This is a genomic window from Deltaproteobacteria bacterium, assembly GCA_011773515.1.
Taxonomy (GTDB): Bacteria; Desulfobacterota; Deferrimicrobia; order J040; family J040; genus WVXK01.
This window is the reverse complement of sequence record WVXK01000066.1, coordinates 1-4,793: the sequence shown is the minus strand read 5'-3', so window position 1 is coordinate 4,793 and position 4,793 is coordinate 1. Positions and strand designations below refer to the sequence as shown.

General features: G+C 62.2%; 5 protein-coding genes. All 5 read right to left on the bottom strand.

Going from position 1 to position 4,793, the window contains the following annotated elements; genetic code table 11:
• The coding region (locus tag GTN70_08385) for a hypothetical protein (protein ID NIO17003.1) at positions 1-1,253 on the bottom strand (1,253 nt) is incomplete at its 3' end.
• Positions 1,250-2,323 (bottom strand): serine hydrolase, encoded by a 1,074-nt coding sequence (locus tag GTN70_08380; protein NIO17002.1) that lies wholly within the window; start codon positions 2,321-2,323, stop codon positions 1,250-1,252. The genes GTN70_08385 and GTN70_08380, both read right to left, overlap by 4 nt.
• Positions 2,320-3,246: an LD-carboxypeptidase gene (locus GTN70_08375; GenBank protein NIO17001.1), complete on the bottom strand. Its 927-nt coding sequence runs from the start codon at positions 3,244-3,246 to the stop codon at positions 2,320-2,322. Before GTN70_08375 ends, GTN70_08380 begins: the two co-directional genes overlap by 4 nt.
• On the bottom strand, positions 3,233-3,997 hold the full coding sequence (locus tag GTN70_08370; protein NIO17000.1) for a hypothetical protein: 765 nt from the start codon (positions 3,995-3,997) through the stop codon (positions 3,233-3,235). The genes GTN70_08375 and GTN70_08370 overlap by 14 nt, the downstream gene beginning before the upstream one ends.
• A 10-nt stretch (positions 3,998-4,007) precedes the next feature.
• A complete protein-coding gene (locus GTN70_08365) occupies positions 4,008-4,778 on the bottom strand; it encodes a cytochrome C biogenesis protein ResC (protein ID NIO16999.1) in 771 nt (256 codons plus the stop codon).
• Positions 4,779-4,793 lie beyond the last annotated feature (15 nt).

Below are 4,793 nucleotides of genomic sequence, written 5' to 3'. Positions count from 1 at the left end.
CCCATGCCGGCAATGAGCGCGGCAACCCGCTCCGGGGAGAACCGCTCTTTCTCCGGTATGGCCGTGGGGTTATGGGGAGGGCAGATGATGGCGAGGTCTGCCCGTGCCAGGGCCTCGGCAAAATCCCGTTCGAATATGTTCCTCCTCGACGTGTTCGACCGCGGCTCGAAAATAGCCACGAGCCTTTCGGGCCGGTAGAATGACCGTCCCCCATCTATCGTCTCCCTCACCGCCGTGGGGTGGTGGGCAAAGTCGTCTACGATACGGATCCCGCCGGCCTCCCCCAGAAGCTCCTGCCTCCTCTTCACCCCGAGAAAGCCCCTCATGGCTTCGAGGGCCTTTCCGAGGGGGACCCCCAGCTCCACCGCGCATGCGACGGAGGCGACGGCATTCGCCATGTTGTGCACCCCGGGTATCCCCACGCCGACCTTAAAGGTGCGCTCCCCCCAGAAGACACCTCCCCTCGCCTCTCCCCCTTCCGCGGCAAGGGGCTCGATGAAAATATCGGCATCCCTCGTGCGCGTGGCGTAGGTGAGCACCCTGCAGCGCGCCTCCTCGAGCACGCTGCGGACGTGCTCATAGTCGCTGCAGGCTACGATGAGCCCCTCTTCCGGCACCATCCGGACGAGGTCGAAAAAGGCATCCCTGACCGCTGCAAGGTCCGGGTATATGTCGGCATGGTCGTACTCGAGGCTGGTGAGAAGGAGGCAGCGGGGCATGTAGTGGTAGAACTTCGCCTTCTTGTCGAAATAGGCGCTGTCGTACTCGTCCCCCTCGATGACGAAATGCTCCCCCCTCCCCGCCCGCGCCGGGAAGCCGAAGTTGAGGGGTATGCCGCCGACGAAAAAGGAGGGGTCGAGGCCGGCATGGCAGAGCAGGTGCGCCACCATCGCCGTGGTCGTGGTCTTGCCGTGCGTCCCGGCAACCACCACGGGAAAGGTGTCTTTCATGAAGAGCTCTGACAGCGCCGAGGGGAGGGAGTAGACCCTCATGCCCGACCCGGCAACCTCCACCACTTCGGGGTTGTCCGCGGAAACCGCGTTCCCGACGATAACGAAGTCGGCATCGCGAGGGACGTTGCCGGCAGAAAAGGGGGTGCGCACGGGCACGCCGATTCGCTCCAGAAAGTCGCTTACGGGTGGATACACCGCCCTGTCCGATCCCGAAACCTCGTAGCCGGACTCCTTGAAGAGGTGGGCAAGTGCCGACATCCCCACACCGCCGACGGCTATCATGTAGACCTTCCCCCTCATGATGCAAGCAGCTCCCACGCGGCGTCGTGGACCCTCCTGCGCAGGCCGTTGAACTCCTCCCTGTCCCCGTTGCGATACACCCTGTTGGCCAGCAGCACCATTCCCGTCTCCTTGGCCAGGTCGAGCCAGACCGACACGCCGGTAAACCCCAGGTGGCCAGCGCTGTCCTCGGAAAAATATCTCCCGGCAAGGGAACCTGCCCCCGACGGGACGTCGAAGCCCACCCTGCGCCGGGAACCGCGCGCGTCCCTTTCCTCCCTCAGCAGGAACGCCGCCTCCCCCGCGTCGAATACCCCACTCTGTCCTGACCGGGCGCGGATAATTTCCCTGCCCAGCTTTTCCAGATCGTAAGCGGTGGAAAAGAGCCCCGCGTGACCGGAGACGCCGCCGAGGACGTAGCAGTTCATATCCTCCACTTCACCCACCACCTCCCGTGACCGGTGGGGACAGGCCCCGGATGACACGAACCTTCCCGTCTCGCACTCGTGATACCTGCCGAGGGGCCGGAAGCAGGTGTCGGCAAGGCCCGCCGGAGCGGTGACCAGCTCCTCCATGAGCTGATCGAGGGATGTCCCCGCAAGCTGCTCGACGATAAATCCGAGAAGTATGTACCCCGGGTCGCTGTAGCGGATCGACTCCAACGGTAGAGACATGAGGGGGGTGTCCATGATCTCCGCCACCACCCTTCCATACGCCTCACTCCTCCCTGCGGGCTCGATCGCTCCCCCCTCGCCCGCAAAAAGCCGGTAGAACGGGACGTAGCCGGGAAGGCCCGACGTGTGCGCCAGGAGCGACAGGAGCGTAATGTCCCCCTTGTCGGCAGGTGGTTCAACACAGTCGAGGTCCCGGAGCCTGTCCTCTGCCCGCACAACGCCCCGCGCCTGAAGCCGGGCAAAAATGAGGGCCGTGAAGACCTTCGTAATCGAGGCGATATCGAAGATGGAGGAGACGGCGCACCCCCCCGCGGCAACCTCGAGGAGGGTCTTATCCCGGTCGAAGGCGCGGAAGGTCGCCGCCTGGAACAGGCCTCCGTCGATGCCCTCTCCAAGTATCCGCGAAATCTCCTTCATGGTTCCGTTGATCCGTCGAATGGCGGTTCGAGTACCTGCAGCCTCGCCCTCCCCCCCTCGGTGACGATCTCCCCGGTCACGCCGAAGGTAAGCGGCATGTTTTCGCCCCGGTGTCCCGCGGGAAATCCCGTGAAGAGAGGTACTCCCGCCGTCTGGCACTCGCCGGCCACGATCTTTGAGAGGAGGGCGGGGTCGCCGCCGGAAATGGGAACGAAGCGACCCATGAGCACCCCCGCCAGCTGCTCCAGCTTTCCGGAGAGCCGGAGCTGGGTCATCTTGCGGTCCACCCGGTATGCCTTTTCATCGACCTCCTCGAGGAAGAGGATCTTCCCCTCGAAATCGGGCTCGTAGGGCGTCCCCATCAGGGAGCAGAGCACCGAAAGGTTTCCCCCGAACATTCTCCCCCTCGCCAGCCCGGAGAAGGACACGCTTGAAAGATTGTCGTACATCGTGAAGGGGTAGGAGATCTCGTTTCGCAGGATCCTCATGAGGAGGTCCGTGTGGCAGACATCCTCCTGGAGGGCGGCTTCCGTTGCGGGCATGCAGGCGTGAAAGCAGGGAATCCCCAGCCGGGTGGACACATAGGAAAGGAGCGCCGTGGAATCTGAGAAGCCGATGATGGGGCGGGGATCGTCAACGAGGGCGTTGAAGTCGATCCGGTCCAGTATCCTGAGAATGCCGTAGCCGCCCCTGGCCACGAAAATCGCACGGACATCGTCCCTTGCCAGGAAGTAATTTATCTCCTCGGCCCTTCTCTCGTCGCTTCCCGCCAGGTACCCGCTCCGGGTAAGGATGGTACCGGTGCACTCGACGGACAGCCCTTTCGCCTCGAGGACGCGAATGCCCCGATCGAGCAGTTCTCCCTCGACCGGCGATGCGGGAGCGACTATGGCTACCCGGTCACCCTTTTCAAGAGGCCTCACCATCAACCTCCCGTGCCTTTCTCCGATGGGGAAGGATGTAGAGCAGGTTGGCAAGGGTAAAGAGAAGCGCCCCGGCAAGGACTATGCCGGCCCCATCGTCCCTGTTGGCGTCGAAGAAGACGTACCTTCTTCCGAGCCTGTCCATTCCCGCGTTCTTTATGTACACGCCATACCCTCCGTACAAAAGAGGGTGGTTGATCCTGACCGATCCTTCGGCAACGGCCTCGGTACCCTTAAGTAGAGTTATATCAGCAGAGAAATCGGCTGGGTACCCCCTATCTGACAATTTCAGGACCACGCCGTGCACTCTCAGGTTGTAGGGAGTCCCCACGACGCGGGCAAAGCTCCCCTCGAACACGGGGATCGACCTCACCCTGTCCCCGGAGAGGGAGCTCACGAGATGCCCCGTCACCACCACCAGGAAGGCTGCGTGCATGACGTGGGGAAGGTACCTCCTCCACGCCCCCCCCTCCCTCACCAGGTGATACACCTTTTGCAGGGTGCAAAAAAGCGCGTTCAGAAAGAGCAGTGCCGTGAGCAGGATGATCAGCAGGAAGGCGATGGAGGAGGCCGTAATCCCGGCGCCCTGTTTTTCCGCCAGCCACTGAAGCAGGATCCCGTGATCGATGTTCTTGAAGTAGTCCCCGTCCCATCCCATCTGGAGGGAGAGAAAGAGGCCGCCGCCGACAAATGCGATGCCGGTGTAGACGCACAGGTAATGGGACGTTATGAATTCCCAGAGCCTCTTCATCGCACCTCCATCATCGGAAACTGTGGCTGCTCGACAGGAGCACGGAAACCCCCAGGTAGGTGAAGAGCATCACGAAGTATCCCGCGAAAGACAGGGCGCGGATGAAGCGAAGACCGAAGCGGCCGTCGAACTTGGCGTGAAGGGCGCTGGCGTAAAAAACCCAGAGCACGACGGAAAAGATCTCCTTCGGCGTCCATATCCAGTACGAGCCCCACGCGTAGTACGCCCAGATCCCGCCGGCGACCATGCCGGCGGAAAAGAGGGAAAACCCCATCAGGGACGCGCTCTCACAGAGGGAAAAATACCTCCCCGGCTTTTCCCTGTCCCACGCCAGGGAGGAGCAGAACCCGACGGTGAAGAGGCCGTAGGAGAGAAAGGAGAGCCCCACGTGGATCTCGAACCACCGGGTTTTCAGGGCCGGGTAAGCCGGCACGACTCCCTTCGGGGACAGCGACGCAACGGCCATGAAGAGAAGGCAGATGAGGGATGCGTAGGTGACCTCCTTCCTCACTTCCCGTGGAACGGCCCTCCTGAAGTAGACAAACACGGCAAGCGCCGTTGACCAGACGTAGAAGCTTATGCTCTCGAACATCCCGGCGAAGGGGGCGTGACGGGAAACCCCCCACCTGAGAGCAAGGAAAAGGGTGTGCATCCCGAATGCGGCTGCAAGGGGTGATTTCAGGATATTCTTGTCTCCATCGACTCCGAAGAGCCTGAATCCCGCATCCACGCCGTAGAGAAAAAGGGCAAGGAAGAACAGGACGATGTGCGCCTTCTCCATATACCATCTCCACAG

Bases quoted from the DNA above. Each gene is read 5' to 3' on its own strand.
- GTN70_08380 (NIO17002.1), bottom strand. From the start codon at position 2,323: ATGAAGGAGATTTCGCGGATACTTGGAGAGGGCATCGACGGAGGCCTG.
- GTN70_08370 (NIO17000.1), bottom strand. From the start codon at position 3,997: ATGAAGAGGCTCTGGGAATTCATAACGTCCCATTACCTGTGCGTCTAC.
- GTN70_08365 (NIO16999.1), bottom strand. From the start codon at position 4,778: ATGGAGAAGGCGCACATCGTCCTGTTCTTCCTTGCCCTTTTTCTCTAC.